The 14,137-nt window shown below is 34.2% G+C and carries 12 protein-coding genes; 7 read left to right on the top strand and 5 right to left on the bottom strand.

Features of this window, described 5'->3' with window-relative positions:
* Window positions 1–62: 62 nt before the first annotated feature.
* The 3 genes from OPR37_RS02305 to OPR37_RS02295 all read right to left on the bottom strand — a co-directional run bounded on the left by OPR37_RS02305 (window position 63) and on the right by OPR37_RS02295 (window position 5,825).
* Window positions 63–512, bottom strand: a complete 450-nt coding sequence (locus tag OPR37_RS02305) for a crossover junction endodeoxyribonuclease RuvC (RefSeq protein WP_026097221.1) — start codon at window positions 510–512, stop codon at window positions 63–65.
* A gap of 938 nt (window positions 513–1,450) precedes the next feature.
* Window positions 1,451–2,869 (bottom strand): AAA family ATPase, encoded by a 1,419-nt coding sequence (locus tag OPR37_RS02300; RefSeq protein WP_264704355.1) that lies wholly within the window; start codon window positions 2,867–2,869, stop codon window positions 1,451–1,453.
* 886 nt (window positions 2,870–3,755) lie between these two features.
* Window positions 3,756–5,825: an AAA family ATPase gene (locus tag OPR37_RS02295; protein WP_265016892.1), complete on the bottom strand. Its 2,070-nt coding sequence runs from the start codon at window positions 5,823–5,825 to the stop codon at window positions 3,756–3,758.
* A 230-nt stretch (window positions 5,826–6,055) separates the two neighbouring features.
* Here OPR37_RS02295 and OPR37_RS02290 point away from each other — a divergent pair, with 230 nt between their 5' ends.
* The 5 genes from OPR37_RS02290 to OPR37_RS02270 are packed head-to-tail and all read left to right on the top strand — an operon-like array spanning window position 6,056 to window position 8,988.
* Entirely contained in the window at window positions 6,056–6,550 is a 495-nt protein-coding gene (locus OPR37_RS02290; RefSeq protein WP_265016891.1) for an RNA polymerase sigma factor, read from the top strand.
* Between the two features lie 54 nt (window positions 6,551–6,604).
* Window positions 6,605–7,414: an ATP-binding protein gene (locus OPR37_RS02285; protein ID WP_265016890.1), complete on the top strand. Its 810-nt coding sequence runs from the start codon at window positions 6,605–6,607 to the stop codon at window positions 7,412–7,414.
* A gap of 23 nt (window positions 7,415–7,437) precedes the next feature.
* Window positions 7,438–8,244, top strand: coding sequence for a helicase RepA family protein (locus OPR37_RS02280; RefSeq protein ID WP_265016889.1), 807 nt, complete (start codon window positions 7,438–7,440; stop codon window positions 8,242–8,244).
* Between the two features lie 32 nt (window positions 8,245–8,276).
* Window positions 8,277–8,774, top strand: coding sequence for a hypothetical protein (locus tag OPR37_RS02275; RefSeq protein WP_265016888.1), 498 nt, complete (start codon window positions 8,277–8,279; stop codon window positions 8,772–8,774).
* 49 nt (window positions 8,775–8,823) lie between these two features.
* Window positions 8,824–8,988 carry a hypothetical protein gene (locus OPR37_RS02270; RefSeq protein ID WP_265016887.1) on the top strand — a complete coding sequence of 55 codons (165 nt, stop codon included), beginning with the start codon at window positions 8,824–8,826 and terminating at the stop codon, window positions 8,986–8,988.
* Window positions 8,989–9,085: 97 nt separating this feature from the next.
* Here OPR37_RS02270 and OPR37_RS02265 read toward each other — a convergent pair whose 3' ends face one another.
* Window positions 9,086–10,156: a hypothetical protein gene (locus tag OPR37_RS02265; protein WP_265016886.1), complete on the bottom strand. Its 1,071-nt coding sequence runs from the start codon at window positions 10,154–10,156 to the stop codon at window positions 9,086–9,088.
* Window positions 10,116–11,351, bottom strand: coding sequence for a hypothetical protein (locus OPR37_RS02260; RefSeq protein ID WP_264375672.1), 1,236 nt, complete (start codon window positions 11,349–11,351; stop codon window positions 10,116–10,118). The genes OPR37_RS02265 and OPR37_RS02260 overlap by 41 nt, the downstream gene beginning before the upstream one ends.
* 146 nt (window positions 11,352–11,497) lie before the next feature.
* Here OPR37_RS02260 and OPR37_RS02255 point away from each other — a divergent pair, with 146 nt between their 5' ends.
* Together OPR37_RS02255 and OPR37_RS02250 are read left to right on the top strand one after the other, a co-directional pair.
* Window positions 11,498–12,181 carry a hypothetical protein gene (locus tag OPR37_RS02255; RefSeq protein WP_265016885.1) on the top strand — a complete coding sequence of 228 codons (684 nt, stop codon included), beginning with the start codon at window positions 11,498–11,500 and terminating at the stop codon, window positions 12,179–12,181.
* Window positions 12,182–12,197: 16 nt separating this feature from the next.
* Window positions 12,198–14,123, top strand: coding sequence for a DUF4815 domain-containing protein (locus OPR37_RS02250; protein WP_265016884.1), 1,926 nt, complete (start codon window positions 12,198–12,200; stop codon window positions 14,121–14,123).
* The last annotated feature ends 14 nt before the right edge of the window (window positions 14,124–14,137 follow it).

The following is a 14,137-nucleotide window of genomic DNA, read 5'->3' as shown; positions in this document are numbered from 1 at the left end:
CCTGGGGTCAGCACCACCAAACCCGCCATTATGGCCGAAAGGACCCACTTTTTATGAGCTTATTAATATCTTTCCATAACATAGAACATCAAAGCTAAAGCATCTGCTTGATTATCATCTCTAGGTGAAAAACCTTTTTCACGTATCGCTTCAATAACTTCACTCTTACTTGCATTGCCTTTGCCTGTTATAAAGCGTTTTATAGTCTTAACAGGAACACTCTGATAGGGAATATGATTCTCTTCACACCAAGCAGAGAGAACTGCAAGAAAACCACCATAACAATGCGCTGCATCAGTTCCAAGGTGTCTTCTCACTTCCTCAAAATAAACTGTTTCAATACTTGGAAATTTTTCTTTCATTTCATTCAACCACTTACGAAAATTTAGAAATACCATGCCACCTCCACTGAAACGACTACCATGAAAACTTTTGCTTCCACTTTCAATTACTCCATCTGTTAGAATTGCCCAGCCTGTTTGTTTGCCGAGGTCCAGTGTTAGGATTGACATACTACTTTCTAAAATTAAAAGGACTTATCTATAGCTTGCAGACAAATAAAGTCTTTTGTGGTATAAATTCTTTATATGAAAATGAGTTCTTTAAAGTTGAAAAATCTATTGCTTTTATCATAAAACCACTAAAACATTGACTATAAGTAGCACTGATTCCAAAATATCGTTTGGTTCCTGCAAAATACACTAGCAATTCATAGGTTTTTGTAGTCCAACAACGAGAATTATGTGCTACTGCAGAAAGTTGTTTTCTTGTTATATATATTCACCAAAATTACGAAAACTGTTCACTTTTTTTTGCAAAGGATAAAAACCTTGTTAAACTTGTCTGCAGGTTTGTTTTATAACAGTAGAATTACTAAGGATAGCTTTTATTTGAGTTTAAAGGCTATTATAGACGTTCTTTGGTGAGCAGTGATAGTTTTTTCCCTAAAGCCATATCTAGCTTTAAAACACAGTTTTTGCCTTATTTAAAAAAATATAAATTCTCAATTACGTAAAAGCCTAGATTTCTTTTGCTTTCTGTTTTCCAACTTTTCTGTTTGAAGCACATCTACACTCAATGCCCCTATACTAAATATATACCGGATTTCTTACTACTTTTTCCGGGATTTTTTGAAAAAAAGTTAAAATAATTTTAAATTACCAAAAGAATTAAAGAGAGCCTAAACTTTAAGAACCCACTAAACGTAAGTCCGACCTCCTAGACACCTTACTATTTGAGTTGAGAGGAGACTACACGAGCTTTTGATCCCCCTATCTAGATCATCAATAACTCTATAATAGCCCTTTAAATGGTTTAAAGAATTATGTTGCAGTAGAGAGATTGTTTTGGCTCCATCCCCTTTTTGTAAAGCTAAAGATACTAATGTTAGCAAACTCTATGAATTTAAGAATAACTGTAGAAACTACCATTGTTTAAGTCAGGAAAAATATTACTTACAATTTAATAATTTTCCAAAATCAATTATGTTTGAAAAGTAATCACTATCTATAACATCATCACTTACATCATTGACGTGGATAAGGACTGGACGACATGAAAAGCCTTTTGGACGATTTAGTGCATCTATTTTCTTTTGTACCTCTTGTATTATTGAATGACCAATTTTATCTTTTGAAAATTTGATTTCGCAAATGTAGAGAGTATTAAACTTTGTTTGAATCATATAATCAATTTGACAGCCTGCGCTATTACGCGTTCTTTTCTGAAAAAATGGATTTTCGCTTATTATTCCATCAATTCCTAAGATATTATGTATACTCTTTCTATTGTTCAGCACCAAATTTTCAAATTGAAGCCCAATAATTGTATACCACTCTGGTAAGAACCCTATAGAATAGGTGTCACGACTAATTTTCCCTAGATCTTTTTCGATATATTTTAGATAAAACCTTAAATAATTATCTTGAAGTCTGTATCTCCTGAGTCGTGAATCAGTACCAGTTTTTATACTCCAAGTATGATCTTTTGCAATAAAACCAGCAAGCTCAAGCTCATGTAGATACTCAGAAATGCGTCCATGTCTTACGATATTTAAAGTAGCACAAATTTCTTCTTGTTCTTTAGCTCCAGTAGAAAGAGCTCTGACTATTTGCTTATAAAAAGCCGTTTTTCGCATGAATAAATCTGAGAATATTTGATTAAATTCTTCAACTAAAAACCCACCTTTTGTAAAACAAAGCCTTTTAATATTTTCTTCAGCGCTATGTTTAAAATTTACCTCCTCTAAATACTTTGGAATTCCGCCAGTTACTGCAAGCACCTTAAATTTTTCATATGCTGAAATATTTTTTGGCCAAAATTCGTTGCAATCAGAAAGTGATAATTCTCCGAGTGTTAAAGTCAACGATATTCTCCCTACGAAACCAGTACTACTAAGTATATTTTTCTCGATCCAGGATGAAGCTGATCCACAAACAACAAAAATTAGCTTGTTATTATTTTTTAGCTGCGTATCCCAAAAATTTTTTATTTTTCCTAAAAAGGTTGGATCTTTTGAGCCCATCCAAGAAATTTCATCAAACAGCACTAATGTTTTTCCTGATAGTAGACGTTCACCAACTGCCCATAGTAAATCGCTCCAGTCATCATACCTAGCAAAAGATGTATTAAATTGTCTAGCAACTTGTCTAGAAAATTCATTAAGTTGGTAGGACATTGTAGTATGCTTTTCTGGTGGCAAACCTATAAAGGAGTAATATTGTTCAAAATACTTACCAAACTCTTGAATTAAACGACTTTTTCCTATACGACGCCTTCCTTTGACTACTACAAAAGATGCAGTATTTTTTTCTGTAAGCTCCAGTAGTTGTTTTAACTCAGTTTGCCTACCAATAAATGATGGAGACATAAAATACGAAATATAAATCTTTGTCTCCGTTATACTAGATAAAATTGGAGACGTAAATAAATAAATTTAGATCTTTGTCTCCATCTTGAACTATTGAGAGGGTTTTGTAGCTTATGTTTATGGCAGCAACTTTTTTCCTTTAGCTTCATCTACAAATTATTTATAGAGATTACCTAAAGACTCAACTTAAGAATTTTAGATAAAAGTCGTTATATCTCAATAAGACCTCCAAAACCAGCTCTTGTTTCACCTAAATTACAAAAACTTTTCACTTTTTTGAAAAAAATGTTTTACAACGAATAAAAAGCGTGATAGGGTACAATAAGGGTTTTTTTATAACAAGTAAAACTTTAAAGCAAGAAATAATTTAGAAATGCCTCATAATCGAGTTTTAAGCTACCCTACGTGAGTAACTTAGGTCTTGGTGGTATAATTGTACCCTGAGGTTGTAGAATCGCTTTAAAATCCAATTACGGTTCATTTGTTTTTTCTGAGCATTGTCTTTCATTTCTTTTATCAGATAATTTTGAAAGAAAGCTTTATACGTATCCATAGCTTATTATTGTAGACTGGTTAGTAACCGAACAGAGTAGTATGTTTTAAAGTCATACTACTATATTATTATTATATAATAATAGGAAATTTTGGAAACTGGAGACTGGTCAAAACTCCTCAATACTCCTAAGCTTTTTGCTACCTAAACCAGATTACAGCTCAGAAATCTGTCAACCATTAAACCATTGAAAATCTAGCATTTTTTTACTACCAGAAAGTACCAGATCTCATAAACTGCACCAGATTCTGCCAAGACTGAAGAGTTCTGGAGTCTGAAATAATCAATATACTTCGTAAGTAACCTTATTACTGTAAATGATATAGAAGAGATCTAATTATAGTAAAGCCAAATGTTTGAATCTTCAACTGGCATAATACTGCCATATTCTGGCGATTTATAATCGGTTGGTAAAATCTTCTCATATACTGTAATATCCTTATTTAGTTGGTTTGTAACTTTCTTTTCCATATCTTCAACACAAAGTATCCCATACTTACTTCTTTCAGCATTTTTATCATTCCTGTTAAACTTAATGTAACCTTTTGCAGCAAGAACATCAATGCGTTCACGAATGGAGTTTTTACTACCAAGACCTGCTTTATTTTCAAATACCTCACAGAATGTATTGATTGTATATACTTTCCCTCTATTTCTCGCCTCGTCGTAAATTAATTGCAGTATAATATCATATCTACGAGAACGCTCTGCATCTAATTTTTGTCCATAATCTTTATGTATCAGTCTCTGTGACTCATAATCAAGTATTTGCCAGCAGTTATCGATTTTATCAACACATTTTGATAGAATAGCATGACCATTACGTAATTCAAACATCAGTTGACGACTACTTTGCCGTTCATCTGGCTTAAACATTATCATTCCTGTAGTATAAAAGCTTCTTAACGAACCAGCACCACTGAAACTCTGAAAAGGATCTTCTTCTAATGATTTCTTTTGCATCTTCTTCGTGTGATGTACTAAAATGACTCCTGCATTCGGATTAACTAACGCTCTCAATTTTTCAACTCTTTCTTGCAGGAAAAATAGCATAGCATTGTTATCATTTTCACTACTGTTCTCGCCAGCATCAAAAACGTTACGTAGTGGATCAATAGCTATAACATCAACGATATTTGAACCAAATGATTTCTTTATTTCACCAAGAACTTCATCTATACTATCATCATTCAAGAGTAGCTTTGTTTGAGGTGTAATGACTAAGTTATCCAAAGCAATCTCAAGCAGTTCTTCATTGATTTTTAGTTGCTGTAGACGTTCACGCATATAGTGATAGCCAATTTCAGTTTGAAGATAAAAGATCCTCAAAGGCCTTTTAGGTACCATATCAAGAAATTGAACTCCTGCTGCCATGTAAATTAGCCAAGAAATTAAAAAGTCACTTTTTCCTACTTTAGGTGCTCCAGCAAACACTAAAAGTCCACTTGGAGTTAAAATTCGAGGAGCAACTATATCTTCTGGCATCGGTGATTTATCGTTAAAGTATTGCCTTGCAGAAAATGAAATCAAACTTTTTGTACTTAGAGTATTAGTAGTAAGTGCAGTTGAAGCTAAAAATTCTTTAACATTTATTCCTTCCTCTACACAATCAGCAGCATCCCAGCCTTTTGTTTTATTTTGTGGAATATTAAGAACAACAAGTGATTCAACTCCGATTTCTAAAAGCTTTTTTTCAGCATTTTTAGCATATTTCTTACCTGCTTCATCATTATCTGGCCATATAATAATGTGTTTACCTTTTAGCGGAGTCCAATCAGTTTTCTCAATAGGTGCATTTGCTCCAGACATCGCTGTTGTTGCAGTTATTCCTTTCTCTATCAGCACTTCTGCACATTTTTCCCCTTCCACCAGAACAATTTTATCAGACTTTAAGATTCCTGGAATGTTGTAGATTGGCCTTATCTCTGGTGCTGCAAACTTAGATTGTTTGACATCAAAAGGCTTGTATATTTTTTTCTTTCCAGGAGGATCAGAACGATAAACTTTTACAATCACCTGACCATTTTCATCATAATAATTCCAACTTTGGGTAATAAATTTCTCGAAGTCTTCATCAACATATTCTCTGTATTTTTTATTATTTCCGAGCCATTCACTTATTGAAGCCATTACCTCAGGAAACTCTGTCCTTGCATTCTTTCTATGCACAGCTGCCCAAAGGTCGATAATGTCACCACCTTCTCCAATTGCAAAATCATTCCATAATCCTGCTCTACTGCCACTTAGTTCTACTCTTAAACTTTGTCCTTTGTTACCATGCACATCACCTATTCGAAATTCATCACCATGGAAGGTACCATTGGGGAAAAGGTAAGAAAGACAAGATCTTAAATTCAACAATAGTTGTGCTTTAATCTCTGGAACATTGTATGAAACACTCATAATTAACCTTTAAATTCGGAGCCTTGTTCTATATATTCACCGGATTTACAAAAACTGTTCAGTTCGTAGGTGCATTGTCTGATCAAAGTTTTGAGTGTCTGAGGTTTGAAAAAAGATTCCAGGTTTTCAGAGGGTAAAAAACTCATGATTGTCTGAAGTATTTTTTTTATGTCCTACAATATTTACTAAGAAAGTTTCATCCTTAAGTCTTTCATTTAAGGATACATCTTATGAAATCTCGAAACTCTTATTCAGGTATTGATCCTAAAGTTGTTAATTTAATAAAATTTTACGCAAAACATTATAAGTCGCTTACTGATCAAGATATTGAAGACATAGAACAGGACCTCTTCTATGAGTTTCTTTCATGCATAGATCAGTATGATAAAACTAAGGGCAGTCTTTCAACTTTTGCTAAGCAAGTTGTTAAAAATCGTATTAATAATCTAGTCCGTAAACACTCACGTACTACTCCTAAACTTGAAAATAATGTGCAACAGGAAAGTTACTGTTTTGAAGATGAAGCGATACTACGTATTGATGTTGAGCAAATTATTTCAGAATTACCAAAGAAATGGCAAGTTTTATGTGAACAATTAAAACACCACAGCATTGCTGAAGTTGCAGATATGAACAATATATCACGGACTACTTTGTATAACATACTCAAGAAAATGCGATCTAAATTTGCACCTGTTTGCAGAAAAAAGCATAAGAAAAATTGAACAGTTTTTTGAAATTTGGTGAATTTATATATAGTGGCAAATTAAGGTAAAAACATGAAAATAATAAACAGCAAAGAAAGAGCAAAAATGGTCACAGGTGTGAAGATAGTAATCTTTGGACCTTATGGGATTGGCAAGACCAGTCTGCTTAAAACCCTCGATGAATCAACAACACTTTGCCTTGATTTTGAAGCAGGACTTCTAGCTGTACAAGACTGGAAAGGAGATTCAACTGAGATTCGTACTTGGAGTCAAGCTCGTGATATTGCTTGCCTAATTGGTGGTCCGAACCCTGCACTAAAATCTGATCAGGCGTATAGTCAGAAACACTATGAGCATGTCTGTAGCAAGCACAAAGATCTTCTTTCTGAAATTTCTAAATATCGCTCTATTTTTATTGATAGTATAACTGTTGCATCACGTTTATGTCTTTTATGGGCAAGAATGCAACCTGAGTGTTTTTCTGATAGATCGGGAAAAGAAGACAAAAGAGCTGCCTATGGATTACTTGCGCAAGAAATGATAGCCTGGCTCAATCAGTTTCAACATATCAGAGACAAAGACATCATCATAGTTGGCACATTAGGTCAATATCTTGATGACTGCAATCGTTCAATTTGGCTACCTCAATGTGAAGGGGCTAAAACTGCTAGTGAGATTCCAGGGATAGTTGATGAAGTAATCAGTATGGTTGGAATCAAAAAAGATGATGGCACGGAGAAACGTTCATTTGTCTGTCAGACCATTAATTCCTGGGGATACCCTGCTAAAGATCGAAGTGGCTGCCTCAATATGGTTGAAGAACCGCATCTGGGAAAATTACTTACGAAAATTAAAGCCAAAACTTTGGCTCCTATTGTTTAATTAAAAATTGGAGAATAATTATTATGGAACAAAGCTTTTTCAATATCGGTCAAAAAATCCCTTTCTTCAGCGTAAAGGAGTATTTAAGTGATCAAACGCCAATACCAGAAGATATAATCTCACCAAGAATTTTAACGAAAAGAGGTCTATTGGTACTGGGCGGCCCACCTAAAATTGGCAAAAGCGATTTTCTAATTTCATGGCTCGTCTACATGGCTGCTGGTAGATCATTTCTTGGTATGACACCAAGTAGACCTTTGAAAATCTTCTACATGCAAACTGAAATTGAATATGAATATATGAAAGAACGTTTGCAACAACTTCAACTTGATAAAGAACTCTTGAATGTAGCTGCTAACAACTTAATTATCACGCCAAGAGTACAATTATCTTTCAGCAGTGAAGAAATAGATGAAATTAAAAATACTGTCAAAGAACGTTTTAAGCCTGATATTATTGCGATTGATCCTCTTCGTAACATTTTTAACTCAAGTGAATATGGCAATGAAAACGACAATAGCGCTATGTTATTCTTCTTGCAAAAAACACTTGAGAGATTGAGAAATATTATTAATCCAGATTCGGGCATAATACTCACCCACCATACAAAAAAACTGTCTAAAAAGATGCTAGAAGAGGATCCATTTCAAGGGTTAAGCGGTGCTGGATCTTTACGTGGATTTTATAGCACTGGCATGGTGATGTTTGCTCACGATGAAGAAAGCACTACCCGTCAAATAGTGTTTGAGCTGCGAAATGGTGAACGTGTGGCAAGCAAGCTTGTCGATAAGATAAATGGTCGTTGGAAACTTGTAGACCAATGGAGTTGATTCTTTTTTTTACTTAATTTATAGGGAACAATATGCTAACAGATTTTTTAACTGATTTTAATAACGCGAAACTGCAAAGCAGTTTAATACCGAAAGGTATAACAGTCAAGGTAAAAATGGCAATAAAGCCTGGAGGTTATGAGAATTGGTTCACGAAAAGCTACACTACTGGCAGCATCTATTTAAACGCTGAATTTACTGTCACTGAAGGTCCATATGCAAAACGCAAGATTTTTCAGATTATAGGTGTCAAAAGTGGCAAAGCAAGCGTTGAAGGAGAAGATGTTTGGGGAGAATCTGGACGTTCTATGCTTAGAAGTATTTTAGAGTCAGCACGGAACATTCATTCAAATGACAGTTCAGAAAAAGCAGTTATTGCTAGAAAAGTCAACTCTATAGCTGATTTTAATGGGTTAGAGTTTACTGCAAAAGTTGGTATTGAAGCTGATAATAGGTATGGAAACAGGAATAGAATTGATACGATCATTACTCCTGATGAACCTCAGAGGGATGACTGGATACCTTTCTAAGCGAATAAAGAACCATATTTTTATCATAAATTATTGAAGGGCACCTTTTATGAATAGATCTCTAGAAGAAATAAAAGCGTTAGTAATTGATAGAATTGAAGAATACCTACTCTATTTACTACCTGGCGGTGAGTTTTACATTGGAGATTCACGTGGAGATAAAATAATAGTTGAGACAACAGGAGAAAGAGCAGGAGATTGTAGCCAAAATTAAAGGAGACGTAGTTGAATTTTTTACTTTCATTGCAGGTAAGCGCTGAACCGGTATATTTTAGAGAAGTATCCTTCTGCGTTTTCTGTCCAACATTAGCTTAGCTAGCACTTAAGTTAATGGTAGATGGATTAAGCCGATAGCCTGACCAGTTACATGCTTGTATCACATCATCGCGTTTTATATTTAGTCCCAAGGTGCTAGCTAGCTTTTCTGCTATTGTTTTTTGCATTCTGTTAAGAGGTCTGCGTACTTGCTGTTCTGGGTCTTCAATACCTAAACTATCTGCTATTTGAATGATACTAAGAAATTTATATTCTTTAACTGCTTCCAAGTCACGCAAAAATTGTTTAAGTAATACTCTAAAGATGCGGATGCTCGAAATTGCTTGTTTGCCTATAATTTCAATGTCATTAACATAAATAGTATTATCTTCAACTTTTAATCGCAGTATCTTTTTTTCTGGAAGAGTTGTTTCTTGCAGTGGAACATAAGGGAATGCTTGAAAAGAAACATTAGGTAATAGCTCTGGTACTCCTTTTTCAACTGCTTCGCTTAGTATTTGATTTAGAGTTTGATGTTTACAAATTAAATCAGCCATGGAAACAGTGTATAGGCTTAACAATATTTTTAAGTCTTCCTTTCCAAAAGTTATAAGAACGGCAACATTAGTTCTTAACCTATCTACAGTTAAATATGACTTATCAGTACATAAAGTTGGTATGATAATGCTTACTATTTTACTTTTAAAGCTTATATGATATATCCCATTTGCTGCCTTTTCCCATATGAGCCCTGTCAATAATTTTTCAAACCAATTTATAATTTTTTCCGTATTAAGTTTAATTGAAAGCACAAGATAACGCTGTTTTTTATAAGTATTAGGAAAAATATCACGACCACAATCCTCGCAAGCTAGATCATCATACTCTTCATCAAAATCATGAGAAATGATAACCTCGTTTTTGCAATAAGGATTTTGTATATTTGGAAAATCAAGATCTAAATCATTAGCGCAAATAACGAAGTAATGCTTCTCAAGTTTAACAAAATCAATCTGGTTGAGATACTCTGCAGCATCTATATAGTTCTCATCAGGATCTACCCAGGACCTATTTACTAACATAGTATCAATATCTTGAGAGTGTTTTCGACAAAACGGTAATTCCATAGCTATCTCTAATTAAAGACTTAAAATCATCTCGTTCTTTTCTATTGAGAACATATTCTGAGTAATCAATTTCTATATAATTTGCGTATTGCGTGTCTGTCTGAAAGGATAAAGTAACTTTTTTACTTTTGAACAATACTTTGATATGCTGAACAAGCGAAACATCATGCAGTACACTACCAACCGAAGGCTCTATCTTCTGCAACCACTCTTCAATATTATCCGTGTTTAACGTAAGATTAGTTTTAGATTTAGATGGACCAAATTTCAATTCAAATAGGCGAATATCAGGTACATGTTGTTTTACACAGTCATTCAAAAAAGTACTCACTTGTGCTGTTGTATTTTGGTGGCGCATGTTAGTAAATGAACATTCTCGTTGAAAATAACAGCTTGCTATTCTATTTGCTATTTTTAATCCTTGATCAAAACTTTGAATAGATAGATTTACTTGGTTAGCATTTAAAGCAAAGTCAATAATAATTCTACTAGGTTTATAACCGTGTATTACCTTATTTGAACTCATTACCAAATCTTCATCTTTACTAGCACGTCGTATAAATAAGTAAATACTATTTTGGTAGTAAAAGAGTTCTTGAAACTGACTTTCAAAACTATCATTTTCGAATAGATCATGCTGTTTTAATATTTCCTGTATCGTACTTTTTGATAAAAAATCCTTAAATGAAGTGGACTTTTGTCTTGGAGGATTTTTTAATACGAAAGGTAAAAAACCTTTTTTCTGCACTTGATTAAAGCAGAAAATTTGTTTCAGTAAGTTATGATTAATTATAAAGAGAGTAAACAACAAGGACTTTTTGTCATATTTGTTATTTTGCAACAGAAATGATTTCAGAAGATCTTGGCTTAATACAGACTGTGCTACTTCAGCTATAGTTGTTTCTGATTTTGCACGACTAAAACGATTGACTAAGTAATAATCAAACAGAGATTCAGAAATTTTAATAAGCATCTTACGCTTTTGCTGAGTTGAAATATCATCGGATTTTTCGTAGTCTTTAAATAATTGCCTATTTTGCTTATTCTGAAAATAGTGGTTAAAAATCACACTTAATTGTCTACCAGAAAGAGAATTAAGCCAACTTTCACGTAAACTTGGATTTTGAAAGTCCTTAAGCAGAAAGGATACTGGCATTTCTAAATTATTTTCCCAAAATTCCTCACTAGCTATCATATATCTAAAAGTAAATATATTATGTCTAAAATAGATTAAAGATTAGTCAACAAAAATTTATTATGAAATAAAAGAAGAATTTTCCTAAAAAAACTGAACAGTTTTTGTAATTTTGGTGAATATATATACAGGGGTCAAACTTTAAAATGTCAATACTCACACAATCAGGAAGAGCAGCAATAGCAGCAAGTATAAAAGAGCAGTCTATCCACCTTGCTTGGGGAACAGGTGATACGAGCTGGGAAAGTAGCCATCAGGTCGAAAAAGTTTTTATTGAGGGTGAAATAGCTCTAGATCACCACACTATTAAAGACGTAAGGGTTTTTACAGGACAAACAGTGTATAAATCCAGTATTGACTATATAGTTGATAGCAGTAGTGGTGTAATAAAACGTACGGAAAATAGCTCTATCACGGCAAATAGTGCAGTTACTATAGAGTATACTGAAAGCACACCACCAGAGCTGATAACTTCTGAAAAACTGCTCAATGAGCTTGGTAGACGTACTGCAGACGAAGTTCTCTTCTGCACAGGTGATGAGAATGGAGAACTTGTAACTCCTTCTGGAAGGTTTAGGTCCTCAAATGTACCAACCAATAATTTGTACCTTAAATTTACTTTCGATTTCACGGACGCAGCAAATCAAGTGATAAGGGAATTAGGGGTTATGGTTGGTACTAAAATAAAAGAAGGATTACCTGAAGGACAGAGATATTTTGAACCAAAAGACGTGGAAAATCCTGGAATTTTGTTAGTTTTAGAATACACCGTACCACTTATCAGAACATCTGCAACTCGGGAAACTTTTTCATTTGTTGTAACTTTTTGAATTTTTCTAGCATAAAATGACTTTAAACGCCTATTACAATCGCTTTAATCCTGACAAAGAATACGAAAAAAGCTTATTTCTTGCTGGAAGAGGTTTACAGTCTGCAGAACTAAACGAGACTCAGGAGTATGCTCTCTCTAAGCTTAAAGGCATAGGTGATGCAATATTTCGTGATGGTGATGTTATAACAGGAAGCAATTGTATTATAGATAGAGAAACTGGTAAAGTTACACTTGAATCAGGAAAAATCTATCTTCGTGGAGCGGTTAGAAAAGTTGAAAAAGAAGAATTTGTTATTCCACTGAGTACCACAGTTCGCATAGGTGTTTATTATGTAGAATCTACGATTACAGAACTTGAGGATGAAAACCTTCGTGATCCTGCTGTTGGTACACGTAATTATCAAGAAGTAGGCGCTGCAAGGCTTAAAGTTTCCACCACTTGGAGTTATCAAGCTGAGGGTGTGACTACTAATGCTTCAGGAGAATTTTATCCAATTTATAACATTGAAAATGGAGTATTAATAGAAAATTCACCGCCACCACAAGCAAACATAGTAACTACAGCTCTTGCTCGTTATGATAAAGAAGCAAATGGTTCCTACGTCGTAAATGGTCTTGAAGTAATGTTCCTGCAAAAGGAAGAGGGGGAAGGAGGAAAAAAAATATTTGTAATTAATGAGGGCAAAGCTCATGTTGATGGTTATGAAATTGAGTTACCTCACAGTATTCGTGTTTCCTTTGATGAAGATCCGGATATAAAATCAGTTGAATCAGAACCACATACTTTTCAGCCAAATAGCCAAAGAGTAATGGAACTGAAGGTTAATGATTTTCCAATAAGTGAAATTAAAAAAGTAGATATAACTGTTCAAAAAACCATTACTGTTACTCACGGTTCATATTCTGGAGCTATTGATCCGATACCTGACTCTGCAGTACTTGAGATTATTCAAGTTAAACAAGGCAATGTTATTTATGAAAATAGTATAGATTACAAACTAAACGCAGGAAACGTTGATTGGTCATTACCTGGTAAAGAACCAGCTCCTGGGAGTAGTTATCAAATAACCTATCGCTGCCGCACTCATATAAGCCCTGAAGATATAAGCGAAGAGGGATGTAAAGTAAAAGGAGCAGTTGATAACAGCTTGGTTCTGATTGATTACACCTGGAAAATGCCACGCTATGATTTAATTACTATCGATAGCAAAGGAGCAGTAAGGAGAATAAAAGGTATAGCTCACCCTTGGCGACCATCAATGCCTAAAGCACCTAGCGGACAACTTTTGCTCTGCTACATTCATCAGACATGGAAAAACGGAGAAGGGGTAAAAATAGTGAATAATGCTATTCATGCTGTACCGATGAATGAGCTTGAAGCAATGAAAAAAGGAATAAATGATCTTTATGCTCTTGTTGCACAGGAACGTCTACGCAGTGATGCAAATTCAAGAGAACCTACCACCAAAAAAGGAGTATTTGTTGACCCATTCTTTGATGATGATATGCGTGATCAAGGAATTTCGCAGTTTGCAGCAATAGTAAATAGAGAGCTAGTTCTGCCAATAGATGTAGAAGTTGCAGATATTGAAAAAGGTGGGGAAAGATATCTTTTGCCTTATAAACTTGAACCGGTACTGGAGCAGCTTTTACAGACTAAAGGAGAAAAGATTAATCCATATCAAGCTTTTGATCCAGTCCCGGCACAAATTACTCTAAATAAAAACATTGACCACTGGACGGAGGTTACCACGAATTGGAAAAGTCCAGTAACTAGAGAATTTAATACTAGAGAAACAACAGAGCTGCTGTCAAGTACTTCATATGAAGCTGAATTTATGAGAGAAGCAGTACAGAATTTTGAGATCGAAGGTTTTGAGCCAAGTGAGAAGCTTAAAGAAATAAAATTTGACGGAATAAACATTCAACCTATAACTTAAAATTGGAAAACCAA

The sequence above is a fragment of the Wolbachia endosymbiont (group B) of Lycaena phlaeas genome (genome assembly GCF_947251875.1).
In the GTDB taxonomy this organism is placed as follows: domain Bacteria; phylum Pseudomonadota; class Alphaproteobacteria; order Rickettsiales; family Anaplasmataceae; genus Wolbachia.
This window is presented reverse-complemented; position numbering and strand designations above follow the sequence as displayed.

Excerpts from the sequence above, each read along its gene's own strand:
- OPR37_RS02305 (WP_026097221.1), bottom strand. The coding sequence starts at position 512 with ATGTCAATCCTAACACTGGACCTCGGCAAACAAACAGGCTGGGCAATT.
- OPR37_RS02300 (WP_264704355.1), bottom strand. The coding sequence starts at position 2,869 with ATGTCTCCATCATTTATTGGTAGGCAAACTGAGTTAAAACAACTACTG.
- OPR37_RS02295 (WP_265016892.1), bottom strand. The coding sequence starts at position 5,825 with ATGAGTGTTTCATACAATGTTCCAGAGATTAAAGCACAACTATTGTTG.
- OPR37_RS02290 (WP_265016891.1), top strand. The coding sequence starts at position 6,056 with ATGAAATCTCGAAACTCTTATTCAGGTATTGATCCTAAAGTTGTTAAT.
- OPR37_RS02285 (WP_265016890.1), top strand. The coding sequence starts at position 6,605 with ATGAAAATAATAAACAGCAAAGAAAGAGCAAAAATGGTCACAGGTGTG.
- OPR37_RS02280 (WP_265016889.1), top strand. The coding sequence starts at position 7,438 with ATGGAACAAAGCTTTTTCAATATCGGTCAAAAAATCCCTTTCTTCAGC.
- OPR37_RS02275 (WP_265016888.1), top strand. The coding sequence starts at position 8,277 with ATGCTAACAGATTTTTTAACTGATTTTAATAACGCGAAACTGCAAAGC.
- OPR37_RS02270 (WP_265016887.1), top strand. The coding sequence starts at position 8,824 with ATGAATAGATCTCTAGAAGAAATAAAAGCGTTAGTAATTGATAGAATT.
- OPR37_RS02265 (WP_265016886.1), bottom strand. The coding sequence starts at position 10,156 with ATGGAATTACCGTTTTGTCGAAAACACTCTCAAGATATTGATACTATG.
- OPR37_RS02260 (WP_264375672.1), bottom strand. The coding sequence starts at position 11,351 with ATGATAGCTAGTGAGGAATTTTGGGAAAATAATTTAGAAATGCCAGTA.
- OPR37_RS02255 (WP_265016885.1), top strand. The coding sequence starts at position 11,498 with ATGTCAATACTCACACAATCAGGAAGAGCAGCAATAGCAGCAAGTATA.
- OPR37_RS02250 (WP_265016884.1), top strand. The coding sequence starts at position 12,198 with ATGACTTTAAACGCCTATTACAATCGCTTTAATCCTGACAAAGAATAC.